Source organism: Micromonospora psammae, from assembly GCF_036902725.1.
Lineage (GTDB): Bacteria > Actinomycetota > Actinomycetes > Mycobacteriales > Micromonosporaceae > Micromonospora.
This window is the reverse complement of sequence record NZ_JBAKHM010000016.1, coordinates 95877-114217: the sequence shown is the minus strand read 5'-3', so window position 1 is coordinate 114217 and position 18341 is coordinate 95877. Positions and strand designations below refer to the sequence as shown.

Sequence of the window (18341 nt, the reverse complement as noted above, 5' to 3'; positions counted from 1 at the left end):
CTGCCGGGGGCCTCGTCGCGTCCGGGGACCGGACCCGGACGGCCGCGGACGGGCATGATGGGGGCATGACGACCGCTCCCGGGCCGCTGCCCGTGGCGCACCAGCCGCCACGCCACCCGCTCGACCCCGATCCGGCCCGCGCGACGAAGGCGCGTGCCGTCTTCGCCCTGGGCCTGATGGCGGCGTTGACCGGGATCTTCGTCGGCGGGGTGGTGCCGGCGACGGTGGCGCTCCAGCTGGCCCGGCAGGCCCGGCGTGAGGCGTACGCCTCGGGTGGTTTCCTCACCGGCGCGGCCTGGCTGCGGCGGGGGGAGCGGTTGGCCTGGGCCGGCCTGGGGCTCGTCGCGGTGGCCGTGGTGACGCTCGTGGTGATCGGTGTGGTCCGGCTGGCCGAGGCCCCGCTGGGGCGGGATTTCGCCCCGAACGTGGACTGAGCGTCCCGTGATCGTGCGCGCGTGCGCCGCCGGTGCCCGCCGGCGGTAGCCTGACCGGTGTCCGTCGCGCGGCGGTGGACCGACTTCTCGACAGGAGGACCCCGTGACGGAGCCGGCGCCGCCGTCGGGAGGTGAACCGGGCGGGCGTTCCTCGGGTCTGCCGGAGGCCGGCACGTCCGGCCCGGGCGGCTGGGGCCATCCCGCGCCGTCGTACCCCGGTCCGTCCCCGGCGGCGTACCCCGTTCGCCCGCCGGCCGCCGGGTGGCCGCACGCCCCGCTGCCCCCACCGCCGCAGGAGCCGCCCCGCCCGCCGCGGCGGGTCGACCCCGTTCCGGGTACGCCCTTCGCGGTGGTCCACCTGGACGTGCCGGCGGTCACCTCGGGCCCGGCCGTGGGCGCGCTGGTCGCCGGGGTGGTCTCCATCCTCGTGTCGCTGCTGGTGTTCTGCCTCGGCATCGGCGGTGCGCAGTACGGCGGGGGAGCGCTGGCGGCGGGCGCGTTCACCGTGCCGGGGGCCCTGGCCGGGGCGGCGGCGATGGTCGCCGGCCTGCTGGCCCGCCGGCAGATCCGTCGGGCGGCCCCGCCGCCGGCGGTCCGGTTCACCGGCCAGGGGCTGGCCACCGCGGGGATGAGCTGCGGCGCGGCGGGTCTGCTGCTCAGCCTGTTGGGCCTGGGGCTCGCGCTGGCACTGCAACTGGCGTGAGTGCGTCCCACCGGGGCCGACGGGCCGCTCCGGGGAGAAGCCGGTACACTTGGATCCGTAGGTGCCCATCGCGGGTGAGCAGGCAGGACGGCACGGTCGGCCGGCGGGTGTGAGATCCGTCGGACCACTCCGTTTTGACCTGTGAGGTTGTGGTAGGTACTCTTTCCCCTTGTGCCCGGGCCTGCCCGGGCAACTCGTGCGTGCGCGGGGATCGGCCAACCGACGATCACGCGACAGCACGACACAGTCAAAGACCCGGCGCGCGGTCGACCGCGTGCCGGTGACAGAAATCCGGTGCACGCGCGAGCGATGGCGCCGGGACCGTGAGCTGGGCGACACGCCCGACCGCGGGTGCCGGGACCTCCACCAGGTGGCCCTGGCCGGAATGTAGGAGAGCCGACCATCAGGGCGGCTAACGAGCAGACGGCGCGGCCGCGGAAGCGGCCGAAGGGAGCGGAGAAACCCGGTGCCCACGATCCAGCAGCTGGTCCGAAAGGGCCGCCAGGCCAAGACGACCAAGACCAAGACCCCGGCGCTGAAGGGCAGTCCTCAGCGGCGCGGTGTGTGCACCCGCGTGTACACCACCACCCCCAAGAAGCCGAACTCGGCGCTCCGCAAGGTCGCTCGCGTCAAGCTCAGCAGCCAGATCGAGGTGACCGCCTACATCCCGGGCGTCGGTCACAACCTGCAGGAGCACTCCATCGTGCTCGTCCGCGGCGGCCGGGTGAAGGACCTCCCCGGCGTGCGTTACAAGATCGTCCGCGGTTCGCTGGACACCCAGGGTGTCCGTAACCGCAAGCAGGCGCGCAGCCGTTACGGCGCGAAGAAGGAGAAGAGCTGACATGCCGCGTAAGGGACCCGCTCCGCGGAAGCCGCTGGTCGCTGACCCGGTGTACAACTCGCCGTTGGTCACCCAGCTGGTGAACAAGATCCTGATGCGGGGCAAGCGCCAGCTCGCCGAGCGCATCGTGTACGCGGCCCTGGAGGGCTGCCGCGAGAAGAGCGGCACCGACCCGGTCGTCACGCTCAAGCGCGCGATGGACAACGTCAAGCCGACCCTCGAGGTCCGCAGCCGCCGCGTCGGTGGCGCGACCTACCAGGTGCCGGTCGAGGTCCGCCCGGCCCGCGCGACCACCCTCGGTCTGCGCTGGCTGGTGACCTACTCCAAGGCCCGTCGTGAGAAGACCATGGTCGAGCGGCTGATGAACGAGCTGCTGGACGCGAGCAACGGTCTGGGTGCCGCCGTCAAGCGGCGCGAGGACACGCACAAGATGGCCGAGTCCAACAAGGCCTTCGCGCACTACCGCTGGTAACACCCGGGTTCCGGCGCCGGACCGGCGCCGGAACCGCCACCAGTTGTGTCGAGACGACGATAAGTAGGGATTGAAGTGGCCGCCGCAGACGCGCTCGCCAACGTACGCAACATCGGCATCATGGCGCACATCGATGCCGGTAAGACCACGACCACCGAGCGGATCCTGTTCTACACCGGTATCACGTACAAGATCGGTGAGGTCCACGAGGGCGCTGCCGTCATGGACTGGATGGAGCAGGAGCAGGAGCGTGGTATCACCATCACCTCCGCTGCTACCAAGTGTGAGTGGAAGGGCCACACGATCCAGATCATCGACACGCCCGGTCACGTCGACTTCACGGTCGAGGTCGAGCGGTCGCTGCGGGTGCTGGATGGTGCGGTCGCGGTCTACGACGGCGTCGCCGGCGTGGAGCCGCAGACGGAGAACGTCTGGCGTCAGGCCGACAAGTACCACGTCCCGCGGATGTGCTTCGTCAACAAGCTCGACCGGACCGGCGCCGACTTCTTCCGCTGCGTGCAGATGATGATCGACCGGCTCAACGCCACCCCGCTGGTGCTCCAGATCCCGATCGGCCTCGAGGGCGACCACATCGGTGTCGTCGACCTGATCGGCATGCGCGCCCTCACCTGGCGCGGGGAGACCCAGAAGGGTGAGGACTACGCGATCGAGGAGATCCCGGCCGAGCTGGCCGACTCCGCGGCCGAGTGGCGCGAGAAGCTGATGGAGACCCTGGCCGACGTCGACGACGCGGTGATGGAGAAGTACCTGGAGGGCGACGAGATCTCCGTCGAGGAGATCAAGGCCGCCATCCGTCGGGCCACCATCGCCAGCAAGGCCAACCCGGTGCTCTGCGGCTCGGCGTTCAAGAACAAGGGCGTGCAGCCCATGCTCGACGCCGTCGTCGACTTCCTGCCGTCGCCGCTGGACGTTCCGGCGATCGAGGGTACGGCCACCGACGGCGAGACCCCGATGCAGCGGAAGCCGTCCAAGTCGGAGCCCTTCTCCGGCCTGGCCTTCAAGATCCAGACCGACAAGCACCTCGGCAAGCTCACCTACGTCCGGGTCTACTCCGGCGTGGTCGAGACCGGTACCCAGGTGGTCAACTCCACCAAGGACCGCAAGGAGCGGATCGGCAAGATCTACCAGATGCACGCCAACAAGCGGGAAGAGCGCAGCTCGGCCCAGGCTGGCGACATCATCGCGGTGCAGGGTCTCAAGCAGACCACCACCGGTGACACCCTGTGCGACCCGGCGAACCCGGTCATCCTGGAGTCGATGACCTTCCCGGAGCCGGTCATCGAGGTCGCCATCGAGCCGAAGACCAAGGCCGACCAGGAGAAGCTCAGCACCGCCATCCAGCGGCTGGCCGAGGAGGACCCCACCTTCCGCGTCAAGCTGGACGAGGAGACCGGCCAGACGGTCATCTCCGGCATGGGCGAGCTGCACCTGGACATCCTGGTCGACCGGATGCGCCGCGAGTTCAACGTCGAGGCGAACATCGGTAAGCCGCAGGTGGCGTACCGCGAGACGATCCGCCGCAAGGTGGAGAAGATCGAGTACACCCACAAGAAGCAGACCGGTGGTTCCGGCCAGTACGCCCGCGTCATCGTGAGCATCGAGCCGCTGCCGCTGGACAACGAGTCGCCGACCTACGAGTTCGCGAACGCCGTCACCGGTGGTCGTATCCCCCGGGAGTTCATCCCGTCGGTGGACGCGGGTGCGCAGGACGCGATGCAGTACGGCATTCTCGCCGGCTTCCCGCTGGTGGGTGTCAAGCTGACGCTGCTGGACGGCCAGTACCACGAGGTCGACTCGTCGGAAATGGCATTCAAGATCGCCGGCTCGATGGTGATGAAGGAGGCGGCCCGCAAGGCCGACCCCGCGCTCCTCGAGCCGATGATGGCCGTTGAAGTCACCACTCCTGAGGAGAACATGGGTGACGTCATCGGCGACCTCAACTCCCGGCGGGGCATCATCCAGGCGATGGAGGAGCGCAGCGGCGCTCGCATCGTCCGGGCTCTGGTGCCGCTGTCGGAGATGTTCGGCTACGTCGGCGACCTGCGGTCGAAGACCCAGGGCCGGGCTAGCTACAGCATGCAGTTCGACTCCTACGCCGAGGTTCCGCAGAGCGTGGCGAAGGAGATCATCGCCAAGGCGACGGGTGAGTGACGCTCATCTGAGTTTGATCCGATGATCCGGGGCCGGTCGCGGGAGGGAATCCCCGCCCGCGGCCACCTCGGTCGGGTTGTGTGAGACCGGGCCTGTAGGCTTCATCGCCGCAGAACCCACCAAAGCTCTCCGGCCGTCAGGCCGGAAAGGCTGTCGACAGAGTCCTAAGCGCCGTCCGGCGCGCCGGGGCGAACGAACCAAGAAGTCCACAGGAGGACACCAGTGGCGAAGGCGAAGTTCGAGCGGACTAAGCCGCACGTCAACATCGGCACCATTGGTCACATCGACCACGGTAAGACGACGCTGACGGCGGCCATCACCAAGGTCCTGCACGACCAGTTCCCGGACCTGAACCCGTACACGCCGTTCGACGAGATCGACAAGGCGCCGGAGGAGAAGGCCCGCGGCATCACGATCTCGATCGCGCACGTCGAGTACCAGACCGAGGCGCGTCACTACGCGCACGTCGACTGCCCCGGTCACGCCGACTACATCAAGAACATGATCACCGGTGCCGCGCAGATGGACGGCGCGATCCTGGTGGTGGCGGCGACCGACGGCCCGATGCCGCAGACCCGCGAGCACGTGCTGCTGGCCCGTCAGGTCGGTGTGCCGTACATCGTCGTGGCGCTCAACAAGAGCGACATGGTCGACGACGAGGAGCTCCTGGAGCTCGTCGAGCTCGAGGTGCGCGAGCTGCTCTCCTCGCAGGAGTACCCGGGTGACGACCTGCCGGTCGTCCGGGTCTCGGCGCTGAAGGCCCTCGAGGGTGACCCCGAGTGGACCGGCAAGCTCCTGGACCTGATGACCGCGGTCGACACCGCGATCCCGCAGCCGGAGCGCGAGACCGAGAAGCCGTTCCTCATGCCGATCGAGGACGTCTTCACGATCACCGGTCGTGGCACCGTCGTCACCGGTCGCGCCGAGCGCGGCATCCTCAAGCCGAACGAGGAGGTGGAGATCGTCGGTATCCGCGAGAAGTCGCAGAAGACGGTCTGCACCGGCATCGAGATGTTCCGCAAGCTGCTCGACGAGGCCCGCGCGGGCGAGAACGTCGGTCTGCTGCTGCGTGGCATCAAGCGCGAGGACGTCGAGCGCGGCATGGTGGTCGTCAAGCCGGGCACCACGACCCCGCACACGGAGTTCGAGGCGACCGTCTACATCCTCTCCAAGGAGGAGGGCGGCCGGCACACCCCGTTCTTCCAGAACTACCGTCCGCAGTTCTACTTCCGGACCACGGACGTCACCGGCGTCGTCACGCTGCCCGAGGGCACCGAGATGGTCATGCCGGGCGACAACACCACCATGACGGTGAAGCTGATCCAGCCCATCGCCATGGAGGAGAACCTCAAGTTCGCGATCCGCGAGGGTGGTCGTACGGTCGGCGCTGGTCGCGTCACCAAGATCATCAAGTGAGCTAGGTAACCCCGATTAGCGTTGCCGCCGGTAGTGCGGCATACTAGTCAGGTTGCGTAACGACGGTTAGTCACCTGCGTCCGGTGAAATGCTGGACCTCCGGGAGGCCAACAGTCGCGCGTAGGGTGGTTGATCGCCCCTGGCGGTCAACCACCCTCGCACGGCGTCCAGATCGCTGTGATGCGATCGGCGTCTAGACCCACCGCGAGGTCTGAGAATCGCTCCGGAGTCCCGGGGCGGAGCCTGACCCGAGGGCGCGACACGCCCGACCGCGGGGGTCGGCGAAGTGGGCCTGTGCCAGCCGGTACAGGCGCCCGCAACACAGCGGCATCGAGAGAAGGAACAGAAGCCACCATGGCGGGACAGAAGATCCGCATCCGGCTCAAGGCCTATGACCACGAGGTCGTCGACTCCTCGGCTCGGAAGATCGTCGAGACGGTGACGCGTACCGGGGCGCAGGTCGCGGGCCCGGTGCCGCTGCCCACGGAGATCAACCGTTTCTGCGTTATCCGCTCGCCGCACAAGTACAAGGACTCGCGCGAGCACTTCGAGATGCGCACGCACAAGCGGCTGATCGACATCATCGACCCGACCCCGAAGACGGTCGACTCGCTCATGCGCCTCGACCTGCCGGCTGGCGTCGACATCGAGATCAAGCTGTAGGGACCGGACAAATGGACAGGCAAGTCAAGGGGATCCTGGGCGCAAAGCTCGGCATGACCCAGGTCTGGGACAACAACCGTGTTGTCCCGGTGACCGTGGTTCAGGCCGGCCCGTGCGTCGTCAGCCAGGTTCGTAGCGCCGAGAAGGACGGTTACTCCGCGGTCCAGCTCGCCTACGGCACGATCGACCCGCGCAAGGTCAAGAAGCCGATCAGCGGGCACTACGCGAAGGCGGACGTGGCGCCGCGCCGGCACATCGTCGAGCTGCGCACCGCGGACGCCGCGGACTACTCGCTGGGCCAGGAGGTCACGGTCGAGGAGTTCCCGGCCGGCGTCACCATCGACGTCACCGGCAAGACCAAGGGCAAGGGCTTCGCCGGCGTCATGAAGCGGCACGGCTTCCACGGTCTGCGCGCCAGCCACGGTGTCGAGCGCAAGCACCGCTCGCCCGGCTCCATCGGTGGAGCGTCGACCCCGGGTCGCGTCTTCAAGGGCGTCCGGATGGCCGGTCGGATGGGTGGCGTCCGCTACACCGTCCAGAACCTGACCGTCCAGGCGATCGACACCGAGAACAACCTCCTGCTCGTCCGTGGCGCCATTCCCGGCCCCAAGGGCGCGCTGGTCCTGGTCCGTACCGCGGCCAAGACCAAGGCGAAGAAGGGCGGTGCGGCCAAGTGACCACCGTTGACGTCCTCACCGTCGAAGGCGGCAAGAGCGGCTCCGTCGAGCTGCCCGCCGACATCTTCGACGTCCAGGCCAACGTCGCGCTGATGCACCAGGTCGTGGTGGCCCAGCTCGCGGCGGCCCGGCAGGGCACCCACAAGGTCAAGACCCGCGGCGAGGTCGCCGGTGGCGGCAAGAAGCCGTACAAGCAGAAGGGCACCGGTCGTGCCCGGCAGGGCTCGATCCGCGCGCCGCAGTTCGCCGGCGGTGGCGTGGTGCACGGCCCGGTCCCGCGCGACTACAGCCAGCGCACCCCGAAGAAGATGAAGGCCGCCGCCCTGCGTGGCGCCCTCTCCGACCGGGCTCGCGCCGGCCAGGTGCACGTCGTCGAGGCGTTCGTCTCGGGCGAGAAGCCGTCGACCAAGGCCGCGCTGGCCACGCTGGCGAAGCTGACCGAGGCCCGTCGGGTCCTGGTCGTGCTGAGCAGCACCGACGAGCTGAACTGGGTGTCGCTGCGTAACGAGCCGCGGGTGCACCTGATCGAGGCCGGCCAGCTCAACACGTACGACGTGCTGGTGGCCGACGACGTGGTCTTCACCAAGGAGGCCCTGGACGAGTTCCTGGGCGTTCCCGCCGAGACCACCGAGGAGGGTGGCAAGTGAGCACGATCGCCGATCCGCGCGACATCATCTTCGCGCCGGTCGTCTCGGAGAAGAGCTACAGCGAGCTGAACCGGAACTGGTACACCTTCCTGGTGCACCCGGACGCGAACAAGACCGAGATCAAGATCGCTGTACAGCAGATCTTCAACGTCCGCGTTCTGACGGTCAACACGCTCAACCGCGAGGGCAAGCGCAAGCGCACCAAGACCGGCTTCGGTCAGCGCAAGGCGACCAAGCGGGCGATCGTCAAGCTGGCTGACGGTGACCGTATCGAGGCCTTCGGCGGCCCGGTCAGCTGAGGGGTGTAGACAATGGCTATCCGTAAGTACAAGCCGACGACGCCGGGCCGGCGTGGCTCCAGCGTCGCCGACTTCGCCGAGATCACCCGGTCGACGCCGGAGAAGTCGCTGCTGGCTCCGCTGCCGAAGAAGGGCGGACGCAACGCCCACGGCCGGATCACCACCCGGCACCACGGTGGCGGCCACAAGCGCCAGTACCGCCTCATCGACTTCAAGCGGGTCGACAAGGACGGCATCCCGGCGAAGGTCGCGCACATCGAGTACGACCCGAACCGCACCGCGCGCATCGCGCTGCTGCACTACGCCGACGGCGAGAAGCGCTACATCATCGCGCCGAAGGACCTGAAGCAGGGCGACCGCGTCGAGTCGGGTCCGGGCGCGGACATCAAGCCGGGCAACAACCTGCCGCTGCGCAACATCCCGGTCGGTACCACGATCCACAACGTGGAGCTCCGTCCGGGTGGCGGCGCCAAGCTGGCCCGCTCGGCCGGCGTCGGCATCCAGCTGCTCGGCCGGGAGGGCGTGTACGCGACCCTCCGCATGCCGTCCGGCGAGATCCGGCGGGTCGACGTGCGCTGCCGCGCCAGCGTCGGCGAGATCGGCAACGCCGACCAGTCGAACATCAACTGGGGCAAGGCCGGCCGGATGCGGTGGAAGGGCAAGCGCCCGACCGTCCGTGGTGTCGCGATGAACCCGGTCGACCACCCGCACGGTGGTGGTGAGGGCAAGACCTCCGGTGGTCGCCACCCGGTCAACCCGCAGGGTAAGCCCGAGGGCCGCACCCGTCGTAAGGGCCAGCCGAGTGACCGGCTGATCGTCCGCCGCCGCTACGCCACGCGTAAGCGCGGCTGAGGGAGATAAGACATGCCTCGCAGCCTGAAGAAGGGCCCGTTCATCGACGACCACCTGCTCAAGAAGGTGGAGACGCAGAACGACAAGGGCTCGAAGAACGTCATCAAGACCTGGTCGCGGCGCTCGACGATCATCCCGGAGATGCTGGGTCACACGATCGCCGTGCACGACGGACGCAAGCACGTCCCGGTGTTCGTGACCGAGGCGATGGTCGGGCACAAGCTCGGCGAGTTCGCGCTGACCCGCACGTTCAAGGGTCACGAGAAGGACGACCGGAAGAGCCGTCGGCGCTGACGCCGCGGGCATACGGATAGAGGAACAAGGGGTTACAGCGATGCCAGGAAAGGGCGACGCTCCGGTGCTTCCGGGCGCGCGGGCGGTTGCGCGGCACGTGCGCATCTCGCCGATGAAGGCGCGCCGGGTGGTCAACCTCGTCCGCGGCCTGCCCGCGAAGGAGGCGCTCACGGTGCTGCAGTTCGCGCCGCAGGCTGCGAGCGAGCAGGTGTACAAGGTGCTCGCGAGCGCGATCGCCAACGCGGAGAACAACGAGCGGCTGGACCCCGACGCGCTGCTCGTCAGTGAGGCGTTCGTCGACGAGGGCCCGACCATGAAGCGGTTCCGGCCGCGGGCGCAGGGCCGGGCGTACCGGATCCGCAAGCGCACCTGCCACATCACCGTGGCGGTCGAGGCGGTCGCGCCGGCCGCGCCGAAGAAGTCCGCGGCGAAGAAGGCCGCCCCGGCGAAGCAGGCCGAGGCCGCTGAGACGGAGAGCAAGACGGAGGGCGCCGAGTAATGGGTCAGAAGGTTCACCCCACTGGATTCCGGCTCGGCATCTCGACCGACTGGAAGTCCCGCTGGTTCGCGGACAAGCTCTACAAGGACTACATCGGCGAGGATGTCAAGATCCGCCGCATGATGTCCAAGGGCCTCGAGCGCGCCGGCATCTCCAAGGTCGACATCGAGCGCACCCGGGACCGGGTCCGCGTCGACATCCACACCGCCCGGCCGGGCATCGTCATCGGCCGTAAGGGTGCGGAGGCCGACCGGATCCGCGGCGAGCTGGAGAAGCTCACCGGCAAGCAGGTGCAGCTGAACATCATCGAGGTGAAGAACCCCGAGTCGGACGCGCAGCTGGTCGCCCAGGGCGTTGCCGAGCAGCTCTCCAGCCGGGTCAGCTTCCGTCGGGCGATGCGCAAGGCCATGCAGTCGGCCATGAAGAACCCGGTCTGCAAGGGCATCCGCGTCCAGGTCTCGGGTCGCCTCGGCGGCGCCGAGATGAGCCGCACGGAGTTCTACCGCGAGGGTCGGGTCCCGCTGCACACGCTGCGGGCCAACATCGAGTACGGCTTCTTCGAGGCCCGTACCACCTTCGGCCGCATCGGCGTGAAGGTCTGGATCTACAAGGGCGACGCCGTCCCGGGCCGGGAGGCTCCGGCCGAGGCCGGTCCGTCCCGCCCGCGCCGTGACCGCGGCGACCGCCCCGAGCGGCCGCGCCGTGGCCGGTCGGGTTCGTCCGGCACGACCGCCGGCGGCACCGAGGCCGGCCGGGCTGCTGCGACCACCATCGCTCAGCAGGCCGAGACGCCGAGCGGCGAGCCGATCGACAGCGCTGCTGTCGCCTCGGCCGCGGCTGCTCCGGCAGAAACGCAGCAGGAGGGCTGACAGATGCTGATGCCGCGCAAGCCCCCGAAGGGCTTCCGCAAGCCGCACCACCCGGACCGCAGTGGCGCGTCCAAGGGTGGTAACCGGGTGGTGTTCGGCGAGTTCGGGATCCAGGCTCTCGAGCCGGCGTACGTGACGAACCGCCAGATCGAGTCGGCGCGTATCGCGATGACCCGCCACATCAAGCGTGGTGGCAAGGTCTGGATCACGATCTTCCCGGACCAGGCGCTGACCAAGAAGCCGGCCGAGACCCGGATGGGTTCCGGTAAGGGTTCGCCCGAGTGGTGGGTCGCCAACGTCAAGCCGGGGCGGGTTCTCTTCGAGATGTCCTTCCCCAACGAGCAGATCGCGCGAGAGGCGATGCGTCGCGCGATCCACAAGCTCCCGATGAAGTGCCGCATTGTTACGCGCGAAGTGGGTGAATCCTGATGGCAGCTGGCGTCAAGCCTTCCGAGCTGCGTGAGCTCTCCGAGGAGGAGCTGGTCACGAAGCTGCGCGAGGCCAAGGCGGAGCTGTTCAACCTCCGCGTGCAGGCCGCAACCGGGCAGCTGGACAACAACCGGCGGCTGCAGGTCATCCGTCGGGAGATCGCCCGGATCTACACGATCATGCGTGAGCGCGAGCTGGGTCTCTCGGCCGCGCCGACTGAGGTGACTGCATCATGAGCGAGAACACCACCGCCACCGCGCGGGCCCGCCGTAAGGTGCGTGAGGGCCTCGTGGTCAGCGACAAGATGGAAAAGACCGTCGTGGTCGAGGTCGAGGACCGGGTCAAGCACGCGCTGTACGGCAAGATCATGCGCCGGACCAGCAAGCTGAAGGTCCACGACGAGCAGAACGCCGCCGGCATCGGCGACCGGGTCCTGATCATGGAGACCCGGCCGCTGTCCGCCACCAAGCGTTGGCGGATCGTGGAGATCCTGGAAAAGGCCAAGTAGCGAAGGCTCGAGCTCGCCCGGCGTCTGTCGGGCGCAGGTTCCGCCAGGCTCCGGCCGCCCGTGAGGGCGGCCGGAGAACCGGCAGACATAGGAGATAGACGTGATTCAGCAGGAGTCGCGACTGCGCGTCGCCGACAACACGGGTGCCCGGGAGATCCTGTGCATCCGGGTTCTCGGTGGCTCCGGTCGGCGCTACGCGAGCATCGGCGACGTCATCGTGGCCACGGTCAAGGACGCGATCCCGGGTGCCGGTGTGAAGAAGGGCGACGTCGTCAAGGCGGTCGTCGTCCGCACCGCCAAGGAGAAGCGGCGGCCGGACGGCTCGTACATCCGCTTCGACGAGAACGCCGCCGTCATCATCAAGGACGGTGGGGACCCGCGCGGTACCCGCATCTTCGGCCCGGTGGGCCGGGAGCTGCGGGACAAGCGGTTCATGAAGATTATTTCCCTCGCGCCGGAGGTGTTGTGACCGTGAAGGTCAAGAAGGGCGACACGGTCGTCGTCATCGCCGGCAAGGACAAGGGTGCCACGGGCAAGGTCATCGCGGCCTACCCGCGGCAGGACAAGGTCCTGGTCGAGGGCGTGAACCGGGTCAAGAAGCACACCCGCATCAGCACCACCCAGCGTGGCGCCAAGACCGGTGGCATCGTCACCCAGGAGGCCCCGATCCACGTTTCCAACGTGCAGGTCCTGGACTCCGACGGTAAGCCGACCCGCGTCGGGTACCGGATCGACGACAATGGCCAGAAGGTCCGCATCGCGCGTAGCACCGGTAAGGACCTGTGATGACCACGGCTACCGAAACCAAGACCATGCCGCGCCTCAAGGAGCGGTACCGTAACGAGATCGTGGCGCAGCTGCGGGAGCAGCACAGCTTCGCGAACCCCATGCAGGTTCCGCGGCTGGTCAAGATCGTCGTCAACATGGGTGTCGGCGAGGCCGCTCGCGACGCCAAGCTGATCGACGGCGCGGTCCGCGACCTCGCCACGATCACCGGCCAGAAGCCGCAGGTGCGGCGGGCGACCAAGTCCATCGCGCAGTTCAAGCTGCGTGAGGGCATGCCGATCGGTGCGAAGGTGACCCTGCGCGGCGACCGGATGTGGGAGTTCCTGGACCGGCTGCTGTCGATCGCGTTGCCGCGTATCCGCGACTTCCGCGGTCTCGACGGGCGCAAGCTCGACGGTCACGGCAACTACACGTTCGGTCTGACCGAGCAGTCGGTGTTCCACGAGATCGACCAGGACCGGATCGATCGTCAGCGGGGCATGGACATCACGGTGGTCACGACCGCCACGACCGACGACGAGGGCCGGGCGCTGCTCAAGCTCCTGGGCTTCCCGTTCAAGGAGAACTGAGATGGCCAAGAAGGCGCTGATCATCAAGGCGGCCGCGAAGCCGAAGTTCTCGGTTCGCGCGTACACCCGCTGCCAGCGGTGCGGGCGTCCGAAGGCGGTCTACCGCAAGTTCGGTCTCTGCCGGGTGTGCATCCGGGAGATGGCCCACCGCGGTGAGCTGCCGGGCGTGTCCAAGGCTTCCTGGTAAGGGCGACCACGCCCCGGCTCACGGCCGGGGCCCCGTTGCACCGATCATGTATTGCTCTTCGCCGTAGGCCCGGGGCGCATCGCCCCGGGAACCCCGGCGAGAAAGGCTGACGAAATCCATGACGATGACCGACCCGATCGCAGACATGCTCACGCGTCTGCGTAACGCCAACCAGGCGTACCACGACCGGGTGACGATGCCCTACTCCAAGATCAAGGCGAACATCGCCGAGGTCCTGAAGGCCGAGGGCTACATCGCCACCTGGGCGGCCGAGGAGCCCGAGGAGGGCGCCGTCGGCAAGCGACTGGTCGTCGAGCTGAAGTACGGCCAGAACCGCGAGCGGAGCCTGGCCGGCATCAAGCGCGTGTCCAAGCCCGGTCTCCGGGTTTACGCCAAGTCGGACGAGCTCCCGCGGGTGCTCGGTGGGCTGGGCGTGGCGATCATTTCGACGTCCCAGGGGCTGCTCACCGACCGGCAGGCCCGCAAGCGGAGCGTTGGCGGGGAAGTCCTCGCCTTCGTCTGGTAACGGGAGACAGGTAGAAATGTCGCGTATTGGACGTAAGTCGATCCCGGTGCCTTCCGGCGTCGACATCACGATCGACGGCCAGACCGTCAAGGTCAAGGGCCCGAAGGGCGAGCTCAAGCACACGCTCGCGGAGCCGATCACCGCGGAGCGGGCCGAGGACGGCCAGCTGCACGTGAACCGGCCGAACGACGAGCGTAAGGCCAAGGAGCTGCACGGCCTGAGCCGTACCCTGGTCGCCAACATGATCGTCGGCGTGACCGAGGGCTACCGCAAGAGCCTGGAGATCGCCGGCACCGGTTACCGGGTGACCGCCAAGGGCAAGGATCTGGAGTTCGCGCTCGGGTTCTCGCACCCGGTGCTGGTCCCCGCGCCGGAGGGCATCACCTTCACGGTGGAGAAGCCGACGCTGTTCCACGTGGCCGGCATCGACAAGCAGCAGGTCGGTGAGGTCGCCGCCAACATCCGGAAGATCCGCCCGCCGGAGCCCTACAAGGGCAAGGGCGTGAAGTACCAGGGCGAGGTCATCCGCCGCAAGGCTGGAAAGGCAGGTAAGAAGTGAGCGCCACGCTGCTCAAGCGCCGCCGCGGCGTCGCCGCCAAGCGTGCCGTCGGGCGTGCGCGCCGGCACTTCCGGGTCCGCAAGAACGTCAGCGGCACCGCCGAGCGTCCCCGCCTGGTGGTCACCCGTTCCCTGCGGCACATCGTCGCCCAGATCGTGGACGACACCAAGGGTCACACCCTTGCGTCGGCCTCGACCCTGGACGCCACGCTGCGCGGCACGGAGGGCGACAAGAGCGCCCTGGCCGGCAAGGTCGGCGCCCTGCTCGCCGAGCGGGCGAAGGCCGCCGGCGTCTCCAAGGTCGTCTTCGACCGCGGTGGCAACCGGTACGCGGGGCGGGTCGCCGCGCTTGCCGACGCCGCCCGCGAAGCCGGGCTCGAGTTCTAGAAACCCCGTCACGAGAGATAAGGAAGGCTGCTGATGCCAGGTCAACAGCGCCGTGGCGGCGGGTCCGGTGGCAACGAGGGTGGTCGCCGCGACAACCGCCGTGAGGGCGGCCGCGGAAACGCGCCCGTCGAGAAGACCCCGCACCTCGAGCGGGTCGTCGCGATCAACCGCGTCGCCAAGGTCGTGAAGGGTGGTCGTCGCTTCAGCTTCACCGCCCTCGTGATCGTGGGCGACGGCGACGGCACCGTCGGCGTGGGTTACGGAAAGGCCAAGGAGGTGCCCGCGGCGATCGCCAAGGGTGTCGAGGAGGCCAAGAAGCACTTCTTCAAGGTGCCGCGGATCGGCCAGTCGATCCCGCACCCGATCACGGGTGAGGCCGCCGCCGGTGTGGTGCTGCTCAAGCCGGCCTCGGCCGGTACGGGTGTCATCGCCGGTGGTCCGGTGCGTGCCGTCCTGGAGTGCGCGGGCATCCACGACGTGCTCTCCAAGAGCCTCGGCTCGTCCAACCCGATCAACATCGTGCACGCCACGGTGGCGGCGCTGAAGGGGCTCGAGTCCCCGGAGGCCGTCGCGACCCGTCGTGGTCTGCCGGTCGAGGACGTCGCGCCGGCCGCCATGCTGGCGTCTCGGGCGGGGGTGACGTCCTGATGGCGCGCCTGAAGGTCACCCAGGTCCGGTCCGAGATCGGTACCAAGCAGAACCAGCGTGACTCGCTGCGTTCGCTCGGTCTGAAGCGGATCAACGACGTGGTGGTCAAGGAGGACCGGCCGGAAATTCGCGGCATGATCTTCGCGGTCAACCACCTCGTGAAGGTCGAGGAGGTCGAGTAATGACGATCAAGGTTCACCACCTGCGCCCGGCCCCGGGTGCCAAGACCGCGAAGACCCGGGTGGGTCGCGGTGAGGGCTCCAAGGGCAAGACCGCCGGTCGCGGTACCAAGGGTTCCAAGGCCCGCAAGAACATCTCGCCGGCGTTCGAGGGTGGGCAGATGCCCATCCACATGCGCCTGCCGAAGATGAAGGGCTTCAAGAACAAGTTCAAGGTCGTCTTCCAGGTGGTCAACCTGGACCGGCTCGCCGAGCTCTTCCCGAACGGCGGCCAGGTCGGCCCGCTGGAGATGGTCGAGGCCGGCGCGGTCCGCAAGGGCCAGCTGGTCAAGGTCCTCGGGACCGGCGACGTCAACGGTGTGGCTCTCCAGGTGTCGGCGCACGCGTTCAGCGCGTCGGCCAAGGAGAAGATCACCGCTGCCGGTGGCTCCGTCACCGAGCTGTAGGTCAGAACCCATGGCGCCCGCTCAGTTGTCCCCAACTGGGCGGGCGCCATGGTCTACCTGGCCCGTGTGCGCCGGGTAACATCGGATTCGGTTTATGTAGCCGGGCACGTCTGCCCGGACCGGGATCGGGCTGTTAGAGTCCCATCCCAGCTATGGATATCGGGCACTCGCCCGACACCCACCCCGCCCCGCCAGGGTTCACCGGCGGCCCGCCTCGCGCAGGAGGAAGAAGTTGCTGTCCGCCTTTCTCAGTGCGTTCCGTACGCCTGACCTGCGCAAGAAGCTGCTGTTCACAGTAGGCATCATCGCGGTCTACCGGCTCGGCGCCGCTCTGCCCAGCCCCGGCGTCTCGTACGGCAACGTGCAGAAGTGTCTCGACACCATCCAGGACGGTGGCAGCACCGGGGTGCTGAACCTGCTGGACCTCTTCTCCGGGGGCGCGCTGCTGCAGCTCTCGGTCTTCGCGCTGGGCATCATGCCCTACATCACCGCGTCGATCATCCTGCAGCTGCTGACGGTGGTCATCCCCCGGCTGGAGCACCTCCGCAAGGAGGGGCAGGCCGGCCAGGCGAAGATCACCCAGTACACCCGCTACCTCACCCTCGGCCTGGGCGTGCTCCAGTCGTCGGCGTTCGTGGCGCTGGCCCGCTCCGGGCAGCTCTTCCAGAACCGCTGCGACCAGTTCCCGATCATCCCGCAGGGGACCGGCATCCCGGACTGGCTGACCCTGTCCCTCGTGGTCATGACGATGACCGCCGGCACCGGCATGGTGATGTGGCTCGGTGAGCTGATCACCGACCGCGGCGTCGGCAACGGCATGTCCGTCCTCATCTTCACCTCGATCGCGGCCCGCCTCCCCAGCGAGGGCTGGAAGATCAAGGCCAACGAGGGCTGGGCCAAGTTCTCCCTGGTGCTCGTCCTGGTCCTGCTGGTCATCACCGCGGTCTGCTTCATCGAGCAGGCGCAGCGCCGCATCCCGGTGCAGTACGCCAAGCGGATGATCGGCCGGCGGATGTACGGCGGCACCTCGACCTACATCCCGTTGAAGGTCAACCAGGCGGGTGTCATCCCGGTCATCTTCGGCTCGTCGCTGCTCTACCTGCCGCAGCTGGCGCTGCAGTTCTTCGACCAGACGAACCCGGGCAAGACCCAGGCGTGGATCCAGAACAACCTGGTCGACCCGAGCAGCCCGATCTACATCGCGCTCTACTTCCTGTTGATCATTTTCTTCACGTACTTCTACGTGTCGATCACGTTCAACCCGACCGAGGTCGCGGACAACATGAAGAAGTACGGCGGCTTCGTGCCGGGCATCCGCCCCGGCAAGCCGACCGCCGACTACCTGGACTTCATCCTCAGTCGGATCACCCTGCCGGGCGCGCTCTACCTGGGCATCGTGGCGATCCTGCCGAACTTCTTCTTCATCTGGCTGAACAGCGAGCAGTTCCAGAACTTCCCGTTCGGCGGCACCGCTGTGCTCATCATGGTCGGCGTCGGTCTGGAGACCGTGAAGCAGATCGAGAGCCAACTGATGCAGCGGAACTACGAAGGGTTCCTGCGGTAGATGCGACTCGTTCTGGTTGGCCCGCCGGGCGCGGGCAAGGGCACACAGGCGGAGTTCATCGCCGCACACCTCTCGGTGCCGAAGATCTCGACCGGGGACATCTTCCGGGCGAACGTCTCGCAGGGCACGCCGCTGGGCGTCGAGGCCAAGCGGTACATGGACGCCGGCAAGCTGGTCCCGGACGACGTCACCATCAACATGGTGCGGGACCGGCTCGCCGAGCCGGACGCCGGTGAGGGCTTCCTCCTCGACGGTTTCCCGCGGACCACGCCGCAGGCCGCCGAGCTGGACAAGCTCCTCGCCGACCTGGGCACCGCGCTGGACCTGGTGCTGGAGCTGGTCGTCGATGACGACGAGGTGATCCGGCGGCTCTCCGGCCGGCGCACCTGCCGGGGTTGCGGCAAGATCTGGCACGTCGAGTTCGACGCGACGACGCGCGAGGGCATCTGCGACCGCTGCGGCGCCGAGCTGTTCCAGCGCGACGACGACAAGCCGGAGACCATCGCGGCCCGGCTGCGGGAGTACGCCGAGAAGACCGCGCCGCTGGTGGACTACTACGGCGCGCAGGGCAAGCTGGTCGGGATCGACGCGACCGGTCCGGTGGAGGACGTCACGGTCCGTGCCATCGACGCGCTGCGCTCGTACGGCGGCTGACGTCCCGCCGGGATCCGGCGGATAGAGTGGCAACAGCGGGGTACGTGCGACGTGCCCCGCTG

General features: G+C 68.2%; 29 protein-coding genes. All 29 read left to right on the top strand.

All coding sequences use genetic code 11. The annotated features are described in order from the left end of the window. Nucleotides 1-65 precede the first annotated feature (65 nt). The 29 genes from V6U79_RS19630 to V6U79_RS19490 all read left to right on the top strand — a co-directional run bounded on the left by V6U79_RS19630 (nucleotide 66) and on the right by V6U79_RS19490 (nucleotide 18279). Nucleotides 66-434, top strand: coding sequence for a hypothetical protein (locus V6U79_RS19630; RefSeq protein WP_334528525.1), 369 nt, complete (start codon nucleotides 66-68; stop codon nucleotides 432-434). Nucleotides 435-711: 277 nt separating this feature from the next. Further along, the gene (locus tag V6U79_RS19625; protein ID WP_334528625.1) at nucleotides 712-1137 is read left to right on the top strand and encodes a hypothetical protein; all 426 of its coding nucleotides are present in this window, start codon (nucleotides 712-714) and stop codon (nucleotides 1135-1137) included. Between the two features lie 466 nt (nucleotides 1138-1603). Beyond that, nucleotides 1604-1978 carry a 30S ribosomal protein S12 gene (gene rpsL / locus V6U79_RS19620; protein ID WP_007465318.1) on the top strand — a complete coding sequence of 125 codons (375 nt, stop codon included), beginning with the start codon at nucleotides 1604-1606 and terminating at the stop codon, nucleotides 1976-1978. Between the two features lies 1 nt (nucleotide 1979). After that, on the top strand, nucleotides 1980-2450 hold the full coding sequence (gene rpsG / locus V6U79_RS19615) for a 30S ribosomal protein S7 (protein ID WP_088647009.1): 471 nt from the start codon (nucleotides 1980-1982) through the stop codon (nucleotides 2448-2450). Between the two features lie 75 nt (nucleotides 2451-2525). Beyond that, the gene (gene fusA / locus V6U79_RS19610) at nucleotides 2526-4622 is read left to right on the top strand and encodes an elongation factor G (protein ID WP_334528520.1); all 2097 of its coding nucleotides are present in this window, start codon (nucleotides 2526-2528) and stop codon (nucleotides 4620-4622) included. A 222-nt stretch (nucleotides 4623-4844) separates the two neighbouring features. Then, entirely contained in the window at nucleotides 4845-6038 is a 1194-nt protein-coding gene (gene tuf / locus V6U79_RS19605; RefSeq protein ID WP_334528517.1) for an elongation factor Tu, read from the top strand. Nucleotides 6039-6392: 354 nt separating this feature from the next. Continuing rightward, complete coding sequence (gene rpsJ / locus V6U79_RS19600; protein WP_007073037.1) at nucleotides 6393-6701, top strand: 30S ribosomal protein S10; 309 nt, start codon at nucleotides 6393-6395, stop codon at nucleotides 6699-6701. Between the two features lie 11 nt (nucleotides 6702-6712). Next, on the top strand, nucleotides 6713-7378 hold the full coding sequence (gene rplC / locus V6U79_RS19595) for a 50S ribosomal protein L3 (RefSeq protein WP_334528513.1): 666 nt from the start codon (nucleotides 6713-6715) through the stop codon (nucleotides 7376-7378). Then, nucleotides 7375-8025 (top strand): 50S ribosomal protein L4, encoded by a 651-nt coding sequence (rplD, locus tag V6U79_RS19590; RefSeq protein WP_334528511.1) that lies wholly within the window; start codon nucleotides 7375-7377, stop codon nucleotides 8023-8025. Before rplC ends, rplD begins: the two co-directional genes overlap by 4 nt. Further along, entirely contained in the window at nucleotides 8022-8324 is a 303-nt protein-coding gene (gene rplW, locus V6U79_RS19585; RefSeq protein WP_334528509.1) for a 50S ribosomal protein L23, read from the top strand. The genes rplD and rplW overlap by 4 nt, the downstream gene beginning before the upstream one ends. Before the next feature lie 12 nt (nucleotides 8325-8336). Next, a complete protein-coding gene (gene rplB / locus V6U79_RS19580) occupies nucleotides 8337-9176 on the top strand; it encodes a 50S ribosomal protein L2 (protein WP_334528506.1) in 840 nt (279 codons plus the stop codon). 12 nt (nucleotides 9177-9188) lie between these two features. Next, nucleotides 9189-9470, top strand: a complete 282-nt coding sequence (gene rpsS / locus V6U79_RS19575; protein WP_088647003.1) for a 30S ribosomal protein S19 — start codon at nucleotides 9189-9191, stop codon at nucleotides 9468-9470. A 40-nt stretch (nucleotides 9471-9510) separates the two neighbouring features. Continuing rightward, the gene (gene rplV, locus V6U79_RS19570; RefSeq protein ID WP_334528503.1) at nucleotides 9511-9969 is read left to right on the top strand and encodes a 50S ribosomal protein L22; all 459 of its coding nucleotides are present in this window, start codon (nucleotides 9511-9513) and stop codon (nucleotides 9967-9969) included. Continuing rightward, on the top strand, nucleotides 9969-10838 hold the full coding sequence (rpsC, locus tag V6U79_RS19565; protein ID WP_088960256.1) for a 30S ribosomal protein S3: 870 nt from the start codon (nucleotides 9969-9971) through the stop codon (nucleotides 10836-10838). Before rplV ends, rpsC begins: the two co-directional genes overlap by 1 nt. 3 nt (nucleotides 10839-10841) lie before the next feature. Beyond that, on the top strand, nucleotides 10842-11267 hold the full coding sequence (rplP, locus tag V6U79_RS19560; protein WP_007465292.1) for a 50S ribosomal protein L16: 426 nt from the start codon (nucleotides 10842-10844) through the stop codon (nucleotides 11265-11267). Continuing rightward, entirely contained in the window at nucleotides 11267-11503 is a 237-nt protein-coding gene (gene rpmC, locus V6U79_RS19555; RefSeq protein WP_013288628.1) for a 50S ribosomal protein L29, read from the top strand. The genes rplP and rpmC overlap by 1 nt, the downstream gene beginning before the upstream one ends. Next, the gene (gene rpsQ, locus V6U79_RS19550) at nucleotides 11500-11775 is read left to right on the top strand and encodes a 30S ribosomal protein S17 (protein WP_091608855.1); all 276 of its coding nucleotides are present in this window, start codon (nucleotides 11500-11502) and stop codon (nucleotides 11773-11775) included. The genes rpmC and rpsQ overlap by 4 nt, the downstream gene beginning before the upstream one ends. Before the next feature lie 100 nt (nucleotides 11776-11875). Next, nucleotides 11876-12244: a 50S ribosomal protein L14 gene (gene rplN / locus V6U79_RS19545; protein WP_007073026.1), complete on the top strand. Its 369-nt coding sequence runs from the start codon at nucleotides 11876-11878 to the stop codon at nucleotides 12242-12244. After that, nucleotides 12241-12561 carry a 50S ribosomal protein L24 gene (gene rplX / locus V6U79_RS19540; protein WP_334528496.1) on the top strand — a complete coding sequence of 107 codons (321 nt, stop codon included), beginning with the start codon at nucleotides 12241-12243 and terminating at the stop codon, nucleotides 12559-12561. Before rplN ends, rplX begins: the two co-directional genes overlap by 4 nt. Continuing rightward, nucleotides 12561-13130: a 50S ribosomal protein L5 gene (gene rplE / locus V6U79_RS19535; protein WP_334528495.1), complete on the top strand. Its 570-nt coding sequence runs from the start codon at nucleotides 12561-12563 to the stop codon at nucleotides 13128-13130. Before rplX ends, rplE begins: the two co-directional genes overlap by 1 nt. 1 nt (nucleotide 13131) lies before the next feature. Then, on the top strand, nucleotides 13132-13317 hold the full coding sequence (locus V6U79_RS19530) for a type Z 30S ribosomal protein S14 (protein WP_007465272.1): 186 nt from the start codon (nucleotides 13132-13134) through the stop codon (nucleotides 13315-13317). Nucleotides 13318-13435: 118 nt separating this feature from the next. Further along, nucleotides 13436-13843, top strand: a complete 408-nt coding sequence (gene rpsH, locus V6U79_RS19525; protein ID WP_334528493.1) for a 30S ribosomal protein S8 — start codon at nucleotides 13436-13438, stop codon at nucleotides 13841-13843. Nucleotides 13844-13859: 16 nt separating this feature from the next. Next, entirely contained in the window at nucleotides 13860-14402 is a 543-nt protein-coding gene (rplF, locus tag V6U79_RS19520; protein WP_334528491.1) for a 50S ribosomal protein L6, read from the top strand. After that, complete coding sequence (rplR, locus tag V6U79_RS19515) at nucleotides 14399-14788, top strand: 50S ribosomal protein L18 (RefSeq protein WP_334615385.1); 390 nt, start codon at nucleotides 14399-14401, stop codon at nucleotides 14786-14788. The genes rplF and rplR overlap by 4 nt, the downstream gene beginning before the upstream one ends. 33 nt (nucleotides 14789-14821) lie before the next feature. Then, nucleotides 14822-15436, top strand: a complete 615-nt coding sequence (gene rpsE, locus V6U79_RS19510; protein ID WP_334528488.1) for a 30S ribosomal protein S5 — start codon at nucleotides 14822-14824, stop codon at nucleotides 15434-15436. Beyond that, the gene (gene rpmD / locus V6U79_RS19505) at nucleotides 15436-15618 is read left to right on the top strand and encodes a 50S ribosomal protein L30 (RefSeq protein WP_007073018.1); all 183 of its coding nucleotides are present in this window, start codon (nucleotides 15436-15438) and stop codon (nucleotides 15616-15618) included. Before rpsE ends, rpmD begins: the two co-directional genes overlap by 1 nt. Continuing rightward, nucleotides 15618-16061 (top strand): 50S ribosomal protein L15, encoded by a 444-nt coding sequence (rplO, locus tag V6U79_RS19500; RefSeq protein WP_334528483.1) that lies wholly within the window; start codon nucleotides 15618-15620, stop codon nucleotides 16059-16061. The genes rpmD and rplO overlap by 1 nt, the downstream gene beginning before the upstream one ends. Before the next feature lie 232 nt (nucleotides 16062-16293). Continuing rightward, complete coding sequence (gene secY, locus V6U79_RS19495; protein WP_334528480.1) at nucleotides 16294-17625, top strand: preprotein translocase subunit SecY; 1332 nt, start codon at nucleotides 16294-16296, stop codon at nucleotides 17623-17625. Next, entirely contained in the window at nucleotides 17626-18279 is a 654-nt protein-coding gene (locus tag V6U79_RS19490; protein ID WP_334528477.1) for an adenylate kinase, read from the top strand. Nucleotides 18280-18341: the final 62 nt, after the last annotated feature.